The following is a 16,905-nucleotide window of genomic DNA, read 5'->3' on the forward strand; positions in this document are numbered from 1 at the left end:
GTCTCGCCGGGCCTCGGGGGACGAAGCTCGTATCAGTTCAGCTTGCGCACGATCTGCAGGATCTCCGCCAGAGCGACCGAGTGCTCGTTCACCGTCCTCTCCAGGCCGTCGAACCTGGTCTCCAGGCCGTCAAACCTGGTCTCCAGGCCGTCAAACCTGGTCTCCAGGCCGTCGAACCTCGTCTCCAGGCCGTCGAACCTGAGCTCCAGCCGCTCGGCCCTCTCCGTCAGCCCCTCAAGGGCCTTGGAGTGCTCCGCCAGGGTGAGCGTGTGCGCGTGCTGCTGGGCCCGCACCTCCTTGAGGTCGCGCAGGACCAGGACGTGCAGGTGCCCGGCGGCCTGCGACTTGCTGGTGGACTCGCCGGCCATGAAGGCCGTCGCCTGATTCTGCGCGCGGAGCTGCTGCAGCTCGTACTCGATGTTGGTAACACGACCTTCAAGATCGGTCATGGTCATCGTCAACCACCTCCTTCCCCAAAGATTATCGAGGATTCTCACCCTGTGCGTTCGCTCAGGCACACAGGGTGAAACTCTTTCGCGACCGCACCCCCCGACCACCCCAGCCCTGCGTCAGTATTTGTCAGGACATTCTGATGTCCGCTAACCTCAGCAGGTCGGCGATCACGTCACCGGGCCGGGAGAACGCATGGGCACTCGACTCGACATCGATCTCGATCGTTCCAGTCCCGTGCCGCTGTACTTCCAGGTGGCCGAGCAGATCGCCGAGGCCATCCGGTCCGGCGGCCTCGCGCCGGGGGCGCGGCTCGACAACGAGATCCTGCTGGCCGACCGGCTCGGCCTCTCCCGCCCCACCATCCGCCAGGCCATCCAGTACCTGGTCGACAAGGGCCTGCTGGTGCGCAAGCGCGGGGTCGGCACGCAGGTGGTGCACGGCCAGGTCAAGCGCTCCGTCGAGCTGACCAGCCTGTACGACGACCTGCGCCGTGCGGGCCAGGAGCCCACCACCCGGGTGCTGTCACTACGGCCGGAGCCCGCCGACGAGGAGGTCGCGGCCGTGCTCGCCGTCCCCTCCGGCACCGAGGTGCTGCGCCTGGAGCGGGTGCGCTACGCCGGCGGGGAGCCCCTGGCCCTGCTGCACAACTGGCTGCCGACCGGCCTGGGCGCCCTCACCCCCGACGCCCTGCGGGAACGCGGCCTGTACGAGCTGCTGCGCGCCGCCGGGGTGCGCATGCGCGTGGCCAACCAGCGCATCGGCGCCCGCGCGGCCACGCCCGCCGAGGCCCGGCTGCTGGACGAGCGCCGCGGCGCGCCCCTGCTGACGATGGTCCGCACGACCTACGACGACCAGGGCCGGGCGGTGGAGCACGGCTCGCACGTCTACCGCGCCTCGCACTACTCGCTGGAGGTCACGCTCATCGAGCGCTGACGCCGGCCGGGGCGCCGCGTGCGCCTCAGGGCAGCAGCGCGGTCTCGCCCTCGTGCTCGACCGCGTGCGCGCGGGCGGCGCGGCGCTTGAGGTAGAGCGTGGTGCCCACCCCGCACAGCGCCGCGGCGACGAGCCCCACCCACGAGAATCCCTTGAGCCACCGTTCCGCGACGATGCCCAGGTAGTAGATCACGGCCGTGGTGCCGCCCGCCCAGACGATCCCGCCGAGCACGTTGGCGACGAGGAACCGCCAGTAGGGCATGCGCAGCGCCCCGGCGAGCGGCCCGGCCAGGATGCGCAGCAGGGCGATGAACCGGCCGAAGAAGACCGCCCACACGCCCCACCGGTCGAACGCCGCCTGAGCCCTGGCGATGTGGGCGGGCCCGAAGTGCTTGGGGAAGCGCCGGCCCAGCCGGTCGAACATCGGCTGCCCGCCCTTGCGCCCGATGGCGTACCCGATGGAGTCGCCGATGATCGCCCCGGCGCTGGCGCAGACGCCCACCCACACCGGGCTCACGGCGTGCTGCGCCGACAGCAGCGCCGCGCTGACGAGCACCACCTCGCCGGGCAGCGGAATGCCGAGGCTCTCCAGCCCGATCACCACTCCCACGATGACGCAGACCCACACCGCCGGGATCGACTGGAGCCACTCCTCGACATGCATGGGTCACACCTTATTGCCGCCCGCCGTCCTCGACCCACCGGCGCGACCGCCGGCTGGGGGGCCGTGCCGGGTGGGCTACAGCAGCGCCCGCACCGCTTTCTGGGTGCTCTCGCGCAGGGCGGCGTGGACGCGGGCGTTCTCCTCGCGGTCGGTGCGCACCTCCACCATGCGCGGCCCCTCGCCCCGCAGAGCCTTCGGCAGGTCGCCGATCGAGGAGAGCAGGGTGTGCGGGGTGCCCGTGGCGGCGGCGACGTAGGACAGGTCGACGCCGTGCGGGGTGCCGAAGACCCGCTCGAAGGGACCCGGCAGGGCGGCCTGCGGCAGCAGGGAGAAGATGCCGCCGCCGTCGTTGTTGACGACCACCAGGCACAGGTCGGGGCGGGGCTCGCGGGGGCCGATGATCAGGCCGTTCTGGTCGTGCAGGAAGGTGAGGTCGCCCAGCAGGGCGTAGGACGGCCCGTTGTGGGCCAGGGCCGCGCCGGCGGCGGTGGAGACCAGGCCGTCGATGCCGGAGGCGCCGCGGTTGGCCATCAGGCGCACCCCCCGGCGGGGGCGCATCGCCTGGTCGAGGTCTCTGATCGGCATCGAGGAGCCGCAGAACAGCAGGGAGTTGTTGGGCAGCGCCTCGGCGAGGTCGCGTGCCACGCGCGGCTCGGTGGTGCCGGAGTCGTCGAGCACGGCGTCGACCGCCTCGCGGGCGGCGGCCTCGGCCGACCGCCAGGAGCGCAGCCACGTGTCGTCGCCGGGCGCCACCGGGATCTCGGCGACCTCGGCGACCTGGGTGGCCGAACGGGTCGGGTCGGGCCAGCGGGCCGCGCCGGCGGTGACCACCACGTGCTCGCCGGCCCGCTTCAGCCACGACAGCAGCGGGCGGGACAGGCTGGGACGGCCGAGCGTGACCACGACGTCGGGCACGTGGGCGTCGGCGAACTCGGGCGTGCCGAGCAGGAAGTGGTAGGCCGAGATGGCGTGGTCGCCGTACCGGGCGCCGCCGGTCGGCTCCGACAGCACCGGCCAGCCCGCCATGCCGGCGGCGGCGACGTAGCGGCGCACGTTGACGGCGCCGTCGCCGACCACCAGCACGCCGCGCCGGGTGGCCGGGACGTGCAGGCCGACCGAGGGCGGCGCCAGGCGGAACCGCACCCAGGGGCCCGCGGGGCCGCCGTCGAGCGGCTCGCACCAGGAGGGGTCGCCGTCGGGGATCAGCGGCTCCCTGAACGCGAGGTTCAGGTGGACCGGGCCGGGGTCGGCCGGGCCGAGCGCCCGCTGGTAGGCCCGGCAGGCGAGCGACCGCCAGTAGGCCACCTGCCCCGGGCGTTCCTCGGGCACGCCGACCTCGCAGAACCAGCGGACCGAGGAGCCGTACAGCTTGACCTGGTCGATCGTCTGGCTGGCCCCGGTGTCGCGAAGCTCGGGCGGCCGGTCGGCGGTCAGCACCAGCAGCGGCACCCCCGACTCGTGCGCCTCGATCACCGCGGGGTGGAAGTTCGCGGCCGCGGTGCCGGAGGTGCAGACCAGCGCGACCGGGCGCTGCGACCTGCGCGCCAGCCCGATCGCGAGGAACGACGCCGACCGCTCGTCGACGCGGACGTGCAGCCGGATCCGCGAGTCGGCGTGCGCGGCGATGGCCAGCGGCGCCGACCGCGAGCCGGGCGCCAGCACGACGTCGGTCACGCCGCAGCGCACCAGCTCGTCGACCAGGACGGTCGACAGCGCGGTGGCGGGGTTCACCTGCCCTCCTCGGACCCGCCCCGGCGGGCGGGGGCCCGCGCGGGGGCGCGTGTGGTGACGAATGTGTGAGACGCCCTCATCTAGGGGCGGCGCGGGAAGCGGGAGAAGTCGGGACGGCGCTTCTCCTTGAAGGCGTCGCGGCCCTCCTGTGCCTCCTCGCTCATGTAGTACAGGAGGGTGGCGTCGCCCGCGAACTGCTGCATTCCGGCGGCGCCGTCGCTGACGGCGTTGATGGCGCCCTTGAGCATGCGCAGCGCCAGCGGCGACTTGTCGAGCATCTCGCGGCACCACTGGACGGTCTCGGCCTCCAGCTCCTCCAGCGGGACGACCTTGTTGACCAGGCCCATGTCGAGGGCCTCCTGCGCGTTGTAGAACCGGCACAGATACCAGATCTCGCGGGCCTTCTTCAGCCCGACGGTCTCGGCGAGCAGCCACGCGCCGTAGCCGCCGTCGAAGGAGCCGACCTTGGGACCGGTCTGCCCGAACATGGCGTTGTCGGCCGCGATGGTGAGGTCGCAGCACACGTGCAGCACGTGGCCGCCGCCGACGGCGTACCCGGCGACCATGGCGATGACCGGCTTGGGCAGGCGGCGGATCTGGACCTGCAGGTCGAGGACGTTGAGCCGGCCGATGCCGTCGGGCCCCACGTAGCCGTCGTCGCCGCGGATCTTCTGGTCCCCGCCCGAGCAGAAGGCATCGGGGCCGGCACCGGTGAGGATCACCACGCCGACCTCGCCGTCGTCGCGGGCGCGGTCGAAGGCGTCGCGCAGCTCGAACAGCGTGGTGGGACGGAAGGCGTTACGACGCTCGGGACGGTTGATCGTGATCTTCGCGATGCCTTCGGCGGTCTCGTAGATGATGTCCTCGTAGTCACCGGACCGCTTCCAGTCGACAGTGCTCACGGCCACGCTCGCTCCCTCATTCACCCGCGCCGCCCCCCGGCCGACGCCGCGGCTGGGGGGGGCGTCCTGACGGGACTAACCTTACGACCGTGAGTGGGCGCCATGTGCACGCGGTGGTTTCACCCCCCGGTCACCTCCTGTTCTCCATGATCCGCGCCGCGCTGCTCGGCGACGGTCCCGCCGTGCTGCCCCTGGCCCCCGGCCTGCCCGCCCCGGCGCTGCGCGCCACGCTGGAGGCGCTGCGCCCGACCCACGTGGTCACCCCCGAGGGCACCCGGCCGTGGCCCGGCGGGGTCCCGGCGTCCGCCGGCACCGCCGTGATCATCGCGACCAGCGGCTCCACCGGCGCCCCCAAGGGGGTCGAGCTTCCCGCGGCGGCGCTGCTGGCGTCGGCGTCGGCCTCGCTGCGGCGGCTGTCGGCCGGGGACGGCGAGCGCTGGCTGTGCTGCCTGCCGCCCTCGCACGTCTCGGGCCTGCAGGTGCTGGTGCGGTCGCTGCTGAGCGGGTCCGAGCCGCTGATCCACGAGCGCTTCTCCCCCGCCGGGGTGGCCGCCTCCGGCGCCGACCACGTCTCGCTGGTGCCCACACAGCTCAGGCGCATGGTCGACGCCGGCGTCGACCTGTCGCGGTTCCGCACCATCCTGCTCGGCGGGGCCGCCGCCCCTGCGGGGCTGCTGGCCGAGGCCCGGGAGACGGGGGCGCGGATCGTCACGACGTACGGGATGAGCGAGACGTCCGGCGGGTGCGTGTACGACGGCGTGCCCCTGGACGGGGTCGAGGCGGAGGTCGGCGCCGACGGGCGGGTGCGCCTGGCCGGCCCGGTGCTCTTCTCGGGGTACCGCCTCCGTCCCGGCCTGAGCGCGGCCAGCCTGGACGGCCGGTGGTTCCTCACCTCCGACGCCGGCGTGCTGCGAGACGGGCGGCTGCGCGTGCTCGGCCGCCTGGACGACGTGATCAACACCGGCGGCCGCAAGGTGGTCGCCGGGGCGGTGGCCGGGCTGATCGAGGGCCATCCGGGCGTGCGCGAGGCGGTGGTGGCCGGCCGCCCGCATCCGGAGTGGGGGGAGGAGGTCGTCGCCGCCGTGGTCCCCGCCGACCCGTCGGCTCCCCCGTCGCTGGAGGAGCTGCGCGCCTGGGTCAAGGACCGGCTGCCCGGTTACGCCGCGCCGCGCGCGCTGCAGGTGGTGGAGCGCTTCCCCCTGCTCGCGAACGGTAAGCACGACCTCGCGAAGATCCGGGGGGATATTTCCGGCTTTGTTGGCACAAGGGAATTTTCTTGACCACAATGTGCCCCCAAGGGAACCGGTGGTCGCATACCGCGCGTCATACCGGCAGCGGATCTAGGAAGGACGCCTTGAATGAACCCAACCCGTAAGTTGTGGATCTCCGCCGGTGTGGTCGGGGCGATCCTCGCCGGGGGAATCTCCGTCGCGGCCGCGGCCGCGTCAGGACAGGGGAGCGACAAGGCCGGCCAGGAGAGCGAGAGCTCCCAGACCTACGGCCCCGGCGAGGCGCCCGGGCGAATCCCCGGCCCCGCGATCCCGGAGAACGCCGAGCCGACCCGCGCCCCCGAGGAGTTCGTGGTCCGGGAGGACACCTCGGCCAACCCGAAGAGGGTCGTGGAGTACTGGAGCGAGAAGCGCCTGGAGGAGTCCAAGCCGCTCCCCGTCCCCGTGCTCACCCCCGAGCAGAAGCCGAAGAACTGACCGCGTCCCCTGCAAGCGGGCGCTCGCCCGCGTCGGGAACGCGAGCCGGCGGAAGCCGGCACGGCGCCGGTCACGAAGGCGGGCCGCCCCAGGGCGGCCCGCCTTCGCCGTGTCGAGGCCCCGATTCGGGGAAGAGGGTGACGACCAGCGAAGATGGGAGGTACACACGCGCACGCGATCGGGTCCCCACCGGGAACGCGGGAACAAACCAGGCGCCGAGACGTTATTGATACTGGTGCGCCGAACGCCGAGCGCCGCGCCAAACCTCATCGACCAGACGACGACTCCGTGACGGAGGAGGTGTGCTCATGCCCCGAACTGCCGTGGCGACCTCGACTGAGCGCGAGGCCCCGACACTTCTCGCCCGGGTGATCGACCGCGGGCGAGCGCAAGGTCACCTACCCCTCGCGGAGCTCCGCGAGGCGTTGCTGACGGCGCAGGTCAGCCCGGCCAGAGGCCGGTCGATCCTGCGTGAGCTCACCGAGGCCGGAGTGAGCCTGACCCCGGAGAACGAGACCTCCCGGCAGGACCGCAGCCCGGCGAGGAAGATCCGTAAGAGCACCACAGTGAAGAGTACCGCGAAGAGCGCCATGACCAGCACCACGATCACGCCCACGGAGACGGCGGCCGCGACCCCCGAGAGCACTTCCGGGAAGCGCCCCCGGCGCGCCGCCGCACGCCGCACCGCGCGCACCGCCGAGGCCCCCGCCCCCGCCGCCGCGCCCGCCAAGGACACCGCCGCCTCCCCCGGGGCCGAGGACTCCTGGGAGGAGCCCGACGAGGCCGAGGTCCAGAGCGAGACCCTCGACCTCGACGACCAGTCGTCGGTCATGGGCGACTCGGTGCACACCTACCTGAAGTCGATCGGCCGCCGCACGCTGCTCACCGCGGCGGAGGAGGTCGACCTGGCCAAGCGCATCGAGGCCGGCCTGTACGCCGAGCACAAGCTGGACAACGAGCGGCTGACCGCCGCCGAGCGCGACGACCTCGAGTGGGTCGCCTGCGACGGCAGGCGGGCCAAGGACCACATGCTGGAGGCCAACCTCCGGCTGGTCGTGTCGGTCGCCAAGAAGTACACCGACCGCGGCATGGCGCTGCTCGACGTGGTCCAGGAGGGCAACCTCGGCCTGATCCGCGCGGTCGAGAAGTTCGACTACTCCAAGGGCTACAAGTTCTCCACGTACGCGATGTGGTGGATCCGGCAGGCCATCCAGCGCGGCTTCGCCGACTCCGCCCGCACCATCCGGCTCCCGGTGCACGTGCTGGAGATGCTGTCGAAGCTGTCGCGCGTGGAGCGCGACATGCACCAGCGGCTCGGCCGCGAGCCGACCCCCGAAGAGCTGGCCGTAGAGCTCGACAGGACCCCCGACCAGATCGAGGAGCTGCTGCGCACCAGCCGGCAGCCGATCAGCCTCAACGCCACCATCGGCGAGGACGGCGAGACGACCATCGGCGACCTCATCGAGGACGTCGACGCCCCCGAGGCCTCGGAGGTCGTCGACCGGCAGCTTCTGGGCGCGGAGCTGCGCGGCGTGCTGGAGAACCTGACCCCCCGCGAGGCCAAGATCATGGCCCTGCGCTTCGGGCTGGTCGACGGCAAGCCGCACACGCTGGACGAGATCGGCAAGCACCTCGGGCTGACGCGTGAGCGCATCCGGCAGCTGGAGAAGGAGTCGCTCTCCAAGCTCCGCCACCCGAGCAACACCCGCCCGCTGCTCGACTGGGCGAGCTGACCTCGCGCACCGTCTCACGGACGGCCTCCGCCCGCCAGGGCGGGGGCCGTTCTCGTCAGCGGGCGGCGACGGTGGGGCGCGGGTAGCGGGCGATGCCGGTCAGCCGGTTCTCCTCGCGGAGCGTGCGGAGCCGGTCGACCTCGACGGTCCAGCGGTCGCCCTCGGGGGTGGCGCGGCCCTTGCGCCGGCGGATGCGGTCGTCGTAGGCCTTCACCCCGAAGGACGCGCGTCGCGCCGCCTCGGCGGCCCGAAGGGCGTCGGTCAGCGCGCGGTCGAACGCCAGCCCGGCGGCGCGCAGCTCGACGACGCCGGCGCCGCCGAGCTGAGCCTCGCGCAGCTCGCGCTCGGCCTCCCTGGCCTTGCCGACCAGCGCGCCGAAGCTCTTCCCGACCTCCTGGTCGGCGTGGTGCCTGACCTCCGCCTCCCGGCTGACCCCCGGACGGAAAAACGCCATCGCTCGCCCCTTCTCGGCACACCGCCGGCTCCCCGGCGCCTTTCGCTGGCCCTAGCGTACGCCCGCCCCACGACAGGATCGTCCCCCGGTGGCGCGCTTTCGCCGCCGGCCGCCCGGGTGGGGCGCGGATGGACGATCACGATCCGGAGCGGCGCCCTTTACAAAGTAAGTCGACGGGTGGATCATGCTGTGCATGCCGGCGAAGCGACCACCCGTACCCCTGTCCCGTGAGCGGATCATCGAGGCCGCCCTGCACATCGCCGACGGCCAGGGGCTGCGGCGGCTGACGATGCGCCGCCTCGGCGACGCGCTGGAGGTCGAGGCGATGGCGATCTACCACCACCTGCCGCGCGGCAAGGAGGCGCTCATGGACGCGCTGGCCGAGCACGTCACCACCGTCGCCGTCGACCCCTCGGGCCTCTCGGGGTGGCGCGAGCTCGCCCGCGCCTGGGCGCGCGCCGGGCGGGCCGCGCTGCTGGAGCACCCCGGCGTGCTCGCACTCGCGCTGACCAGGCCGCCCCAGGGCACCGCGCTCATGGCGATCCGGGAGCAGGCCGAGCAGCTCGCCGAGTCGGGGCTGAGCGACCCCGCGCAGGCGGTCCGCACCCTGCGGGCGTACGTCATGGGCAGCGTGGCCGTGGAGATCCAGCGGTCCGGGTGGGCGGCGCCCGCCGGCGACGCGGAGGAGGAGAACCTCCTGGACGGCGCGGCGCCGCACGACGACCGCCGGGAGAACGGGACGCGCGACGGCCACGCGGGGGGCGGCGCGGAATCGGACGCGGAGGCCGTCGCGGCGTTCGAACGGGGCCTCGCGGCCGTGATCCGAGGGCTGGAGAGCGCGTAACCTTGCGTTTATCAGTTCGGCGGCGAGTCGTGCTTGGACCGTTATCTTCGGTGCGGCACGCTTGTGTCGCAGGTCACAACGCAGATCGGCTCCGCAGTCCCGCTCGGGCCCCCTAAACCGCCGCTCGAAAATCGTCCTAACGGGCTATGTCGCCCGCGTGTGACCCGGAGCACACTTACCCTAGAGATGTGCCGTAGCGCACACGCCAAACAGACAGCGCTCGTCTCCGTCTGACGGGGAGCGGGGGAATTCGGGGCAAGGGCCGAGGCCCGGGCACGCATGCCTCCGGTCGAGCACACCGGATCGAGAGAGAAAACCGGAGGCACACCGTGTGCCCGCATGAACCGTCCTGTCCGACCAGCGCCGCGCCGGACCGCGAGGCCGCGCGCACGATCGCGGCCCACCCCGAACAAGGGTGGAGCCTGTTGTGCAACGGCATCGTGCTCTTCGAGGACACCGGGGAGCTCCTGCCCAACGGCGCGATCATCGCCCCCCACCGCCCCACCGACCTGGCCATCAGCGCCGCCTGACACCACCCCGCGCATGGCGGGGCCGTACCGCGGGTGAGAGGCCGAACGGGGCCGAGCCTCCCGATCCGCGGTCAGCACGACCGGTGGCCACCCTCCCAGGAGGTGGCCGACCGCGGCCCGAGCCGTCCTCGACGGCGAACGGCCGAACATCGGCTCCCCCACTCCCCCACGGCCGAACGGCCGGGGACCGGGCTCGCACACAGCGGCCGGTCGAAGCGGGGGGCGAGCCATCCCCGATCACGAACGGCCGAACATTCGGCGGGCCACACGCCCCACCCGATCCGGCCAAGCCCGGGCTCCCGCACCGCCCAGGGCCAGGCGGGGAAGAACCACCCCGGACCACGAACGGCCGAACAGCCGGCGGGCCACGCGCCCCGGCGGATCCGGCCGAGTGCTCCCGCGCCGCCCCCACCATCGAGATCGCGAACGGCCGCACCTCCGGCCGTCCCTCGCGCCCGGGGCCGGAGCGGTGCTCCGCCTCGGCGGTCCCGCGCCGGGCGCCCGGCGTTCCTCGGCACCGACGGGCGGCCCCTCCTCCGAAGCTGTCAGCCCAGCCGGCGGCCGAGCCAGTCGGCCACCGTCTCGCCCACCCGGGCGGGCTTCTTGTCGAGGTCGTGGTTCTCGCCGGGGAGCACCACCAGCCGGGCCGTGTCCGCCTCCTCCGGCACGCCGAACGGGTCGCGGTCGCCGCTGACCGCCAGCACGTCGACCCCGGCCCCGCGCAGTTCCCCGGCCCGCGAGCGCTCCGGCCGGCCGGGCGGGTGCACGGGGAAGGCCAGCGCGACGACCGCCTCCGCGCCCACGGCGAGTGCGGTGCGGCAGGCCACGCGGGCGCCGTTGCTCCGGCCGCCCTGCACGAGGGTCAGCCCGGGGTACCACCTGCGCAGATCGCGCACGAGCGCCGTCCACGCCTCGTCCTGCGCCGCCGCCGACCCCGGCGCGCGGGCGCCCGCGAGGCGGAACGGCTGCACGACGCGCACCACCACGCCGCCGATGCCGTTCACGGCGTCGCGCACGGCAAGCAGGTCCGCCGACTCGACCCCTCCCCCGGCGCCGTGCGTGAGCACGAGCATGAACCGCGGCCCGGCCACCGCGTCCACCTCCACGAGCGCCGGCCCGCGCGGCGTCATGATCTGCATGGTCGACACCGTACTCGCGGACGAAGCCTCTCGTTCTCGCGGGGGATGCGCCGCGGCCGGCACATGTGCGAGATTAGGTGGGTGCCGGACCAACTACCGCGCGACGAACTCCGCGCCACCGTCGAAGCCCGACGCGACCTCGGTCCCGACTACGACAGCGCTCTCGTCGAGTCCTTCCTGTCGAAGATCGACGCCGCGATCGACGCCCGGGTGCGGGCGGAGGTCGCCTCGCACACCGGTTACGCCCCCACGGGCTACAACCAGCCCGGGCCCCACGGCGGCCCCCCGCCGAAGCAGAAGCAGCACAAGGGTGACGGCACCATCCCGATCGCCCTGGGCTCGCTGGGCATCGGCATCCCGCTCACCGCGATCGCCGCCGGCGAGGCCCACCTGCCCGGCCTGTTCCTCGCCTGGACCGGCATCGTCCTGGTCAACATCGCCGCCGCCTTCGGCCGACGCCGCCAGCGCTAGCCGCCCCGCGCCGGCCGGAATCGTGATCATCGCCGTGACCGCCGGCCGCGGCCGGACGGGTGGGCCCACGCGCTGAGACCGGCACGGCGGCCTCCCCGTTTCGGAGGAGGACGAGCGCGACGGTCCCGGCGAGGGTCCACGCGACGACGACGCCCAGATCGGCCCAGGGCCACGGTCTCGCGACGGGGGCGACCGCCGCGGTCAGGGCGTGTGCCAGGTGCTTGAGCGGGAACATGTCACCGGCCGTCTCCAGCGTCGCGGGCAACCGCCCACCGACCGGGAAAACGCCGGAGACGAACGCCAGCGGCAGGAAGGTGCCCAGGGTGACCGCGTTGGCGGTGGACTCCCGCCTCGCCACCCGGGCCACCAGCGCCCCGAGCACGGCGAAGCAGGCGGTGCCCAGCACGATGGCCACGAGTGCCGGAAGGATCATGCCCGCCCGCGGCTCCACGTCGTAGACGACCACGCCGAGCAGGGTCAGCGCCGCCGCGGTCGCCAGCGTGACCCACAACGCCGACGCGACCCGCCCGGCATGGTATGCCCAGCCCGGCAGCGGCGTGCCGGCCAGTCGCTTGAGCACACCGCGCTCTCGGTCCCGGGCCGCGAACCCGGCCAGGTTGACATAGCAGGCGACCCCCAGCGCGTAGGTGGTCATGGCGGCGACCATGAACCGCGGAAGGCTCAGCCCCTCGATCCGCGTGTCGCCGAAGATCGCCGAGAAGAGCGCGAGCAGCAGCACGGGCAGGACGGCGGTGAAGAAGGCCGATGACGGATCGCGCCGCAGCCCCGTGTTCGCGTGCGCGATCTGGTCGGTCAGCAGCCTCCACCCCCGGGGGCGGCCCTGCGGGCGCGTCCGGGTGCGGCCGCCCGCGCGGGCGGCGGCGGGCCGGGCCGGTCCCCGATCCCAGGCGAAGCGCCACACCGCCACGACGGCGCCGCCGGTCCCCCAGGCGGCCAGCACGGCCAGGTGATCGACGGGCGGACCGTCTCCCGGCAGGAGCGGGTTGAGTCCGTCACCGACCGCGTTGGCGAAGTGTTTGAGCGGCAGCACCCAGCCGGCGATCTCCAGCCAGCGGGGGAACACCCCCTCGCCCTGCACGAAGACGTCGGAGACGAAGCCCAGCGCCATCAGCAGCCCGTTGGCCAGGATCTGCACCACCGCGGTCGAGCGGACCACGGTGACCAGCGCGAAGCCCAGCGCGGTGAAGCATCCCGCCCCGACCAGCAGGGTGAGCACCAGCGCCGGCGACCTATGCCATACCGGCCGCACCTCGTAGAGCGACACCCCCGCTCCCAACAGGAGCACGACGATCATCAGCGAGATCGCCGCCGCTCCCCCGGCCAGGCCCGACATCAGCACCCACGCGGGAACGGGCGTGCCGCGCATGCGCTTGAGGCAGCCGCGCTCGCGCAGCTCGGTCAGGCGAAGCGCCAGCACGCCGAAGCACGCCTGGGCGACACCGAAGACCGCCAGCACCGGTACGACGAACTGCATCACCCGTACGCCCGCGCGTGCCTCGATGACCGCGTTGCCCGCGACCGCGCCGACGATCACCATCATGATCAGGGGCAGGCCCATGGTGAAGAAGGCGGCGACCGGCGTCCGGAAGAACGACACCGTCTCGTGCCCGGCGAGCCGGACGACCAGACGGGCGTTCACGACGGCGCTCGTGGCCGCTCCGGGCCGATGCTCCCGCACCGGGGGGGCGTTCACGACCGCACCTGCCGCCCGGGTCGCGGAGGCGCCGCGTCCCCGGCGCCTCCGCAGGCCCCCTCCTCGCCGGTGAGCTCCAGGTAGACCTCTTCGAGAGTGGGCCGCGACAGCGTCAGCGAGGTCAGTTCGGCTCCACGGTCCAGAGCCCATCCGGTCAGCGTATGCATGTCCTGTTCCGGCCGTGACGTGCGCACGGTCACCGCCGGGCCGTCGGCGTGGATCTCGCCGGTCAGCGTGGGCAGGTCGGCCACGGCCGCGTCCGGGGGCAGGCGGAAGGCCAGCACGCTGCCGCGGGCGCGCGCGCCGCCGATCGTGCCGGGGGAGCCGACCGCGACCAGCCGCCCCTCCCGCAGCACCGCGACCCGGTCGGCCAGGTGCTGGGCCTCCTCCATGTAGTGGGTGGTCAGGAGGATCGTCGTGCCCAGTAGCCGCAGCCCGGCGATGGACTCCCAGGCCCGATGCCGGGCCCGGGGATCGAACCCGGTGGTCGGCTCGTCCAGGAACAGCAGCTCAGGACATCCCACCAGGCCGAGCGCCAGGTCCAGCCGACGCCTCTGCCCTCCCGAGAGGGTGCGGACCCGGGCGTCGCGCTTGTCCGTCAGACCCACCTGCTCGATCACCTCGTCGGCGCCGCGACGGCGCGGGTAGAAGCCCGCGTACAGTCGCACGGTCTCCGAGACGCTGAACTCCTCCTCGAAGCCGGCCTCCTGCAGCACGATCCCGATGCGTTCGCGGTAGGCGCGGCCCCCGGTGGCCGGGTCGAAGCCGAGCACCGACACCGTCCCGCCGTCCCGCTCGCGGTGACCCTCCAAGATCTCCAGCGCGGTGGTCTTGCCCGCGCCGTTCGGGCCGAGCAGGGCGAACACCTCACCCGATTCGACGGTGAAGCTCACCCCGTCGACCGCGCGCACGGACCCGTACTGTTTGCGCAATCCCTCGACGATCACCGCGGGCATGGCAGGTCACCTCCGAGTGTCGGCCCTCCCGCAGGCGTGAAGCCCCGGCAGAAGAGCTTTGTCGCGCTCTCAGCACACCGTTTCGGCGCCCCCTCGTGCACCGCCGCCCGGCTTGAGTCGACCGCCCGAACGTCCCGGCGGGCGCGGGACCTTCGCGGCGCCTGCGTGCCCCGCCCCGCCCGCCTCCACCATCCGAGACGTTCGACGACCGCGGATGAGCGCGAAAAGTACGCCCAAAGGCCCTGCCACGTGGGACTTGCGCCTTCTTCACCGCGGGAGGGCCTGGAGATGGGATGGAGTCGCAGGCCGTCGACGCGGTGAACGAGATCGGCTACGAGACGGGCGACGGCTCCCGATCGTCCGCCTCGTGACCACCTGACACAAGCGCAAGCGAGGAGGAGCCATGTCCAGCAGGATCGTGGTCGGGACCGACGGTTCGGTCTCGGCGAAGGCGGCGGTGGGATGGGCGGCCGACGACGCCGCTCGCAAGCAGGCCCCCCTGCACATCGTGTCCGTGGTGGAGCCCTGGCCGTACGACGTCTCCAGGTACCCCGCGCCCGCGGACATCGGCGACACGCTGAGCCGCGGCGCCACACGCGTGCTGGACGAGGCCGCGGCCGAGGTTCGGCGACGCCGGCCGGAGGTCGCGCTCACGACCGAGATCGTCGAGGGAGACCCCGCCGCGGTGCTCGCTCACCAGGGAGACGACGTCGCCGAGGTCGTGGTGGGCAGCAGAGGCCTGGGCGGCTTCGCCGGAGCGCTGGTCGGCTCGGTGAGCAGCCACGTCGCGAGCCGTGCCCGCTGCCCCGTCGTCGTCGTGCGGCCGGAGTTCGAACCGGGACACCGCGAGATCGTGGTCGGGGTCGACGACTCCCCGGAATGCGAGCCCGCCCTGGTCTACGCCTTCGAGCAGGCGATGGTGTGCGGCGCCGCCCTGCGCGCCGTGCACGCCTGGCAGCTTCCCGTGCACGCCTACGCTCCGGGGATCGCCTACTACGACATGGACGAGATCCGGCTCGCGCAGCACCAGGTCGTGACGGAGAGGCTGGCCGCCCTGAGCGCCAAGTACCCCGACGTCGCGGTGACCGGGGAACCCGTCTGCGCGCACCCCGTGGACGCGCTCACCAAGGCATCCAGGAAGGCCGAGCTGGTCGTCGTCGGCTCCCACGGCAGGGGTCGCCTGGGCGCGCTGCTGCTCGGCTCGGTCAGCCGCGCGCTCCTGCACCACTCCTTCTGCCCCGTGGCCGTGGTCCGGCACTGACCGCCCGCCCCCGCCCGCGATGAGCGTGACCGGCCCCTTCGGGGGAGAGCGGTGGGCCCGCACGGGCCCACCGCCTTCCCCGCCGAAGACGATCATCGTCCGCGATCCGCCGAGCCCGTGGAGGCTCTACGCCCGCCTCTCGTCCACCGCTCCCAGCCAACCGCCGTCACCGGGAGGAAAGCATGCTCGTCCACGAGGTCATGAGCAGTCCGGCCTTCACCCTCCGCCGCGAGGACCCGATCCGGCGGGCGATCCGCCTGTTGCACGGCCACGACATCACCGCCGCGCCCGTGCTGGGGGACCATGGGGAGCTCGTCGGGATTGTCAGCGAGATGGACCTGCTGTGCGGCGCGTTCGAACCCGATCCACGGGCGAGCAGCCGCCCGGTCGCCGCGTCCCCGGAGCCGGCACCGAAGCGGGTGGGAAGCGTCATGTCGTCCAAGGTCGTCACGGTGACGGAGAACACCGACGCCGCGGTCCTCGTCGACCTGATGATCGCCAAACGGGTCAAGAGCGTCCCGGTGGTCCGTGACCACCGGGTGGTCGGGATGGTGAGCCGGCGTGACCTCATGGCAATGCTGGCCGTCTCCGACGACGCCTTGCGGCAGGCCGTCGTCACGGCGCTGCATGAGCAGTTCCCCGCCGGCCCCTCGTGGGAGGTGACGGTCCACGAGGGCGAGGTGGAGCTGCGCGGCGACGCCGGCGGGCCTCTCGATTCGATCGCCGACCTGCTGGCGCGCACCCTCCCGGGAGTGAGCCGGGTCCGCCACTCCAGGCGATGAGCCGCTCCGCCGAACGGGAAGGGCGGCCGGCGCCCGGCGCCCGCCCCCCCTCCGGGACGACGACGGGCCGCCGCCCCCGGCCCCGGGCGCCGGCCGCCCTTCCCGTTCGGGGGTTCACAGACTGACGGTCTCGCGGAGCGTGGGGTGCGCGCCGGTGAGGGCTTCGGCGCCGCTCACCACGGCGACCGGGCACCGGGCGTTGCGCAGGCACGCCAGAAGCACCGGCCCGAGATCTCCCCGGGCCCCGTCGGGGGCGGACGAGCCGAGCACCAGCAGGGTCGCGTCCCGGCTGTGCCGCAGCAGCGCCTTGGCGGCGTCCTCCACGCTGAGGTGACGGTGGACCGTGAGGTCCGGGTACCGGGCCTCGATCAGCGAGATCGCCCTGTCGGCCGCCTCCTGGCGCCTGGCGCGCCGTCGTCGCGCCTCCTGGAGCCGCAGGATCGGCGCGTACGGGGCGACCTGCGAGTTCGCGGCCCCCGACGCGTGCACGACGATGAGACTCGCGTGACGCCGTGCCGCCTCCGCCGCGGCCCAGGACAACGCGCTCCGCGATTCGCGCCTGTGGTCGACTCCGACGACGATCCGCTCCCGCGCCCTGTCGGGTGAGCTTTCCATGGGATTCACTCCAGGGG

General features: G+C 73.3%; 18 protein-coding genes. 9 read left to right on the top strand and 9 right to left on the bottom strand.

Annotation, left to right across the window (positions count from 1 at the left end):
* Nucleotides 1-32 precede the first annotated feature (32 nt).
* The gene (locus tag PYR91_RS12255; RefSeq protein WP_279779749.1) at nucleotides 33-455 is read right to left on the bottom strand and encodes a hypothetical protein; all 423 of its coding nucleotides are present in this window, start codon (nucleotides 453-455) and stop codon (nucleotides 33-35) included.
* Nucleotides 456-645: 190 nt separating this feature from the next.
* Between PYR91_RS12255 and PYR91_RS12260 the strand changes: the two genes are divergently transcribed.
* Entirely contained in the window at nucleotides 646-1,386 is a 741-nt protein-coding gene (locus PYR91_RS12260) for a GntR family transcriptional regulator (RefSeq protein WP_279779750.1), read from the top strand.
* Nucleotides 1,387-1,411: 25 nt separating this feature from the next.
* Here PYR91_RS12260 and PYR91_RS12265 read toward each other — a convergent pair whose 3' ends face one another.
* The 3 genes from PYR91_RS12265 to menB form a co-directional block, all read right to left on the bottom strand.
* Complete coding sequence (locus tag PYR91_RS12265; protein WP_279779751.1) at nucleotides 1,412-2,050, bottom strand: DedA family protein; 639 nt, start codon at nucleotides 2,048-2,050, stop codon at nucleotides 1,412-1,414.
* Between the two features lie 75 nt (nucleotides 2,051-2,125).
* Nucleotides 2,126-3,781: a 2-succinyl-5-enolpyruvyl-6-hydroxy-3-cyclohexene-1-carboxylic-acid synthase gene (gene menD, locus PYR91_RS12270; protein WP_279779752.1), complete on the bottom strand. Its 1,656-nt coding sequence runs from the start codon at nucleotides 3,779-3,781 to the stop codon at nucleotides 2,126-2,128.
* A gap of 80 nt (nucleotides 3,782-3,861) precedes the next feature.
* Nucleotides 3,862-4,683 (bottom strand): 1,4-dihydroxy-2-naphthoyl-CoA synthase, encoded by an 822-nt coding sequence (gene menB / locus PYR91_RS12275; protein ID WP_279779928.1) that lies wholly within the window; start codon nucleotides 4,681-4,683, stop codon nucleotides 3,862-3,864.
* 146 nt (nucleotides 4,684-4,829) lie between these two features.
* Between menB and PYR91_RS12280 the strand changes: the two genes are divergently transcribed.
* The 3 genes from PYR91_RS12280 (at nucleotide 4,830) to PYR91_RS12290 (ending at nucleotide 8,122) form a co-directional block, all read left to right on the top strand.
* Nucleotides 4,830-5,963: an AMP-binding protein gene (locus tag PYR91_RS12280; protein WP_279779929.1), complete on the top strand. Its 1,134-nt coding sequence runs from the start codon at nucleotides 4,830-4,832 to the stop codon at nucleotides 5,961-5,963.
* 78 nt (nucleotides 5,964-6,041) lie between these two features.
* On the top strand, nucleotides 6,042-6,389 hold the full coding sequence (locus PYR91_RS12285; RefSeq protein WP_279779754.1) for a hypothetical protein: 348 nt from the start codon (nucleotides 6,042-6,044) through the stop codon (nucleotides 6,387-6,389).
* A gap of 308 nt (nucleotides 6,390-6,697) precedes the next feature.
* Nucleotides 6,698-8,122 carry an RNA polymerase sigma factor gene (locus tag PYR91_RS12290; RefSeq protein ID WP_279779755.1) on the top strand — a complete coding sequence of 475 codons (1,425 nt, stop codon included), beginning with the start codon at nucleotides 6,698-6,700 and terminating at the stop codon, nucleotides 8,120-8,122.
* A 55-nt stretch (nucleotides 8,123-8,177) separates the two neighbouring features.
* Here PYR91_RS12290 and PYR91_RS12295 read toward each other — a convergent pair whose 3' ends face one another.
* Entirely contained in the window at nucleotides 8,178-8,576 is a 399-nt protein-coding gene (locus PYR91_RS12295; RefSeq protein WP_279779757.1) for a hypothetical protein, read from the bottom strand.
* A gap of 193 nt (nucleotides 8,577-8,769) precedes the next feature.
* Between PYR91_RS12295 and PYR91_RS12300 the strand changes: the two genes are divergently transcribed.
* Nucleotides 8,770-9,420 carry a TetR/AcrR family transcriptional regulator C-terminal domain-containing protein gene (locus PYR91_RS12300; protein WP_279779758.1) on the top strand — a complete coding sequence of 217 codons (651 nt, stop codon included), beginning with the start codon at nucleotides 8,770-8,772 and terminating at the stop codon, nucleotides 9,418-9,420.
* Nucleotides 9,421-9,749: 329 nt separating this feature from the next.
* A complete protein-coding gene (locus PYR91_RS12305) occupies nucleotides 9,750-9,950 on the top strand; it encodes a DUF5999 family protein (RefSeq protein ID WP_279779760.1) in 201 nt (66 codons plus the stop codon).
* Nucleotides 9,951-10,495: 545 nt separating this feature from the next.
* Here PYR91_RS12305 and PYR91_RS12310 read toward each other — a convergent pair.
* Entirely contained in the window at nucleotides 10,496-11,089 is a 594-nt protein-coding gene (locus PYR91_RS12310) for an alpha/beta family hydrolase (protein WP_279779762.1), read from the bottom strand.
* 81 nt (nucleotides 11,090-11,170) lie between these two features.
* On the opposite strand from PYR91_RS12310, the gene PYR91_RS12315 reads away from it, so the two are divergent.
* A complete protein-coding gene (locus tag PYR91_RS12315) occupies nucleotides 11,171-11,560 on the top strand; it encodes a hypothetical protein (protein WP_279779763.1) in 390 nt (129 codons plus the stop codon).
* Here PYR91_RS12315 and PYR91_RS12320 read toward each other — a convergent pair.
* Complete coding sequence (locus PYR91_RS12320) at nucleotides 11,520-13,274, bottom strand: ABC transporter permease (protein ID WP_279779764.1); 1,755 nt, start codon at nucleotides 13,272-13,274, stop codon at nucleotides 11,520-11,522. The two genes, PYR91_RS12315 and PYR91_RS12320, sit on opposite strands and share 41 nt — an antisense overlap.
* Nucleotides 13,271-14,230, bottom strand: a complete 960-nt coding sequence (locus tag PYR91_RS12325; RefSeq protein WP_279779765.1) for an ABC transporter ATP-binding protein — start codon at nucleotides 14,228-14,230, stop codon at nucleotides 13,271-13,273. The genes PYR91_RS12320 and PYR91_RS12325 overlap by 4 nt, the downstream gene beginning before the upstream one ends.
* 403 nt (nucleotides 14,231-14,633) lie before the next feature.
* Here PYR91_RS12325 and PYR91_RS12330 point away from each other — a divergent pair, with 403 nt between their 5' ends.
* Both PYR91_RS12330 and PYR91_RS12335 read left to right on the top strand, forming a co-directional pair.
* Nucleotides 14,634-15,491 carry a universal stress protein gene (locus PYR91_RS12330; protein ID WP_279779767.1) on the top strand — a complete coding sequence of 286 codons (858 nt, stop codon included), beginning with the start codon at nucleotides 14,634-14,636 and terminating at the stop codon, nucleotides 15,489-15,491.
* Nucleotides 15,492-15,673: 182 nt separating this feature from the next.
* Nucleotides 15,674-16,273, top strand: a complete 600-nt coding sequence (locus PYR91_RS12335; protein WP_279779768.1) for a CBS domain-containing protein — start codon at nucleotides 15,674-15,676, stop codon at nucleotides 16,271-16,273.
* A 114-nt stretch (nucleotides 16,274-16,387) separates the two neighbouring features.
* On the opposite strand, the gene PYR91_RS12340 is transcribed toward PYR91_RS12335, so the two are convergent.
* On the bottom strand, nucleotides 16,388-16,888 hold the full coding sequence (locus PYR91_RS12340) for a universal stress protein (RefSeq protein ID WP_279779769.1): 501 nt from the start codon (nucleotides 16,886-16,888) through the stop codon (nucleotides 16,388-16,390).
* Nucleotides 16,889-16,905: the final 17 nt, after the last annotated feature.

The organism is Sphaerisporangium sp. TRM90804, from assembly GCF_029846175.1.
Classification (GTDB): Bacteria; Actinomycetota; Actinomycetes; order Streptosporangiales; family Streptosporangiaceae; genus Sphaerisporangium.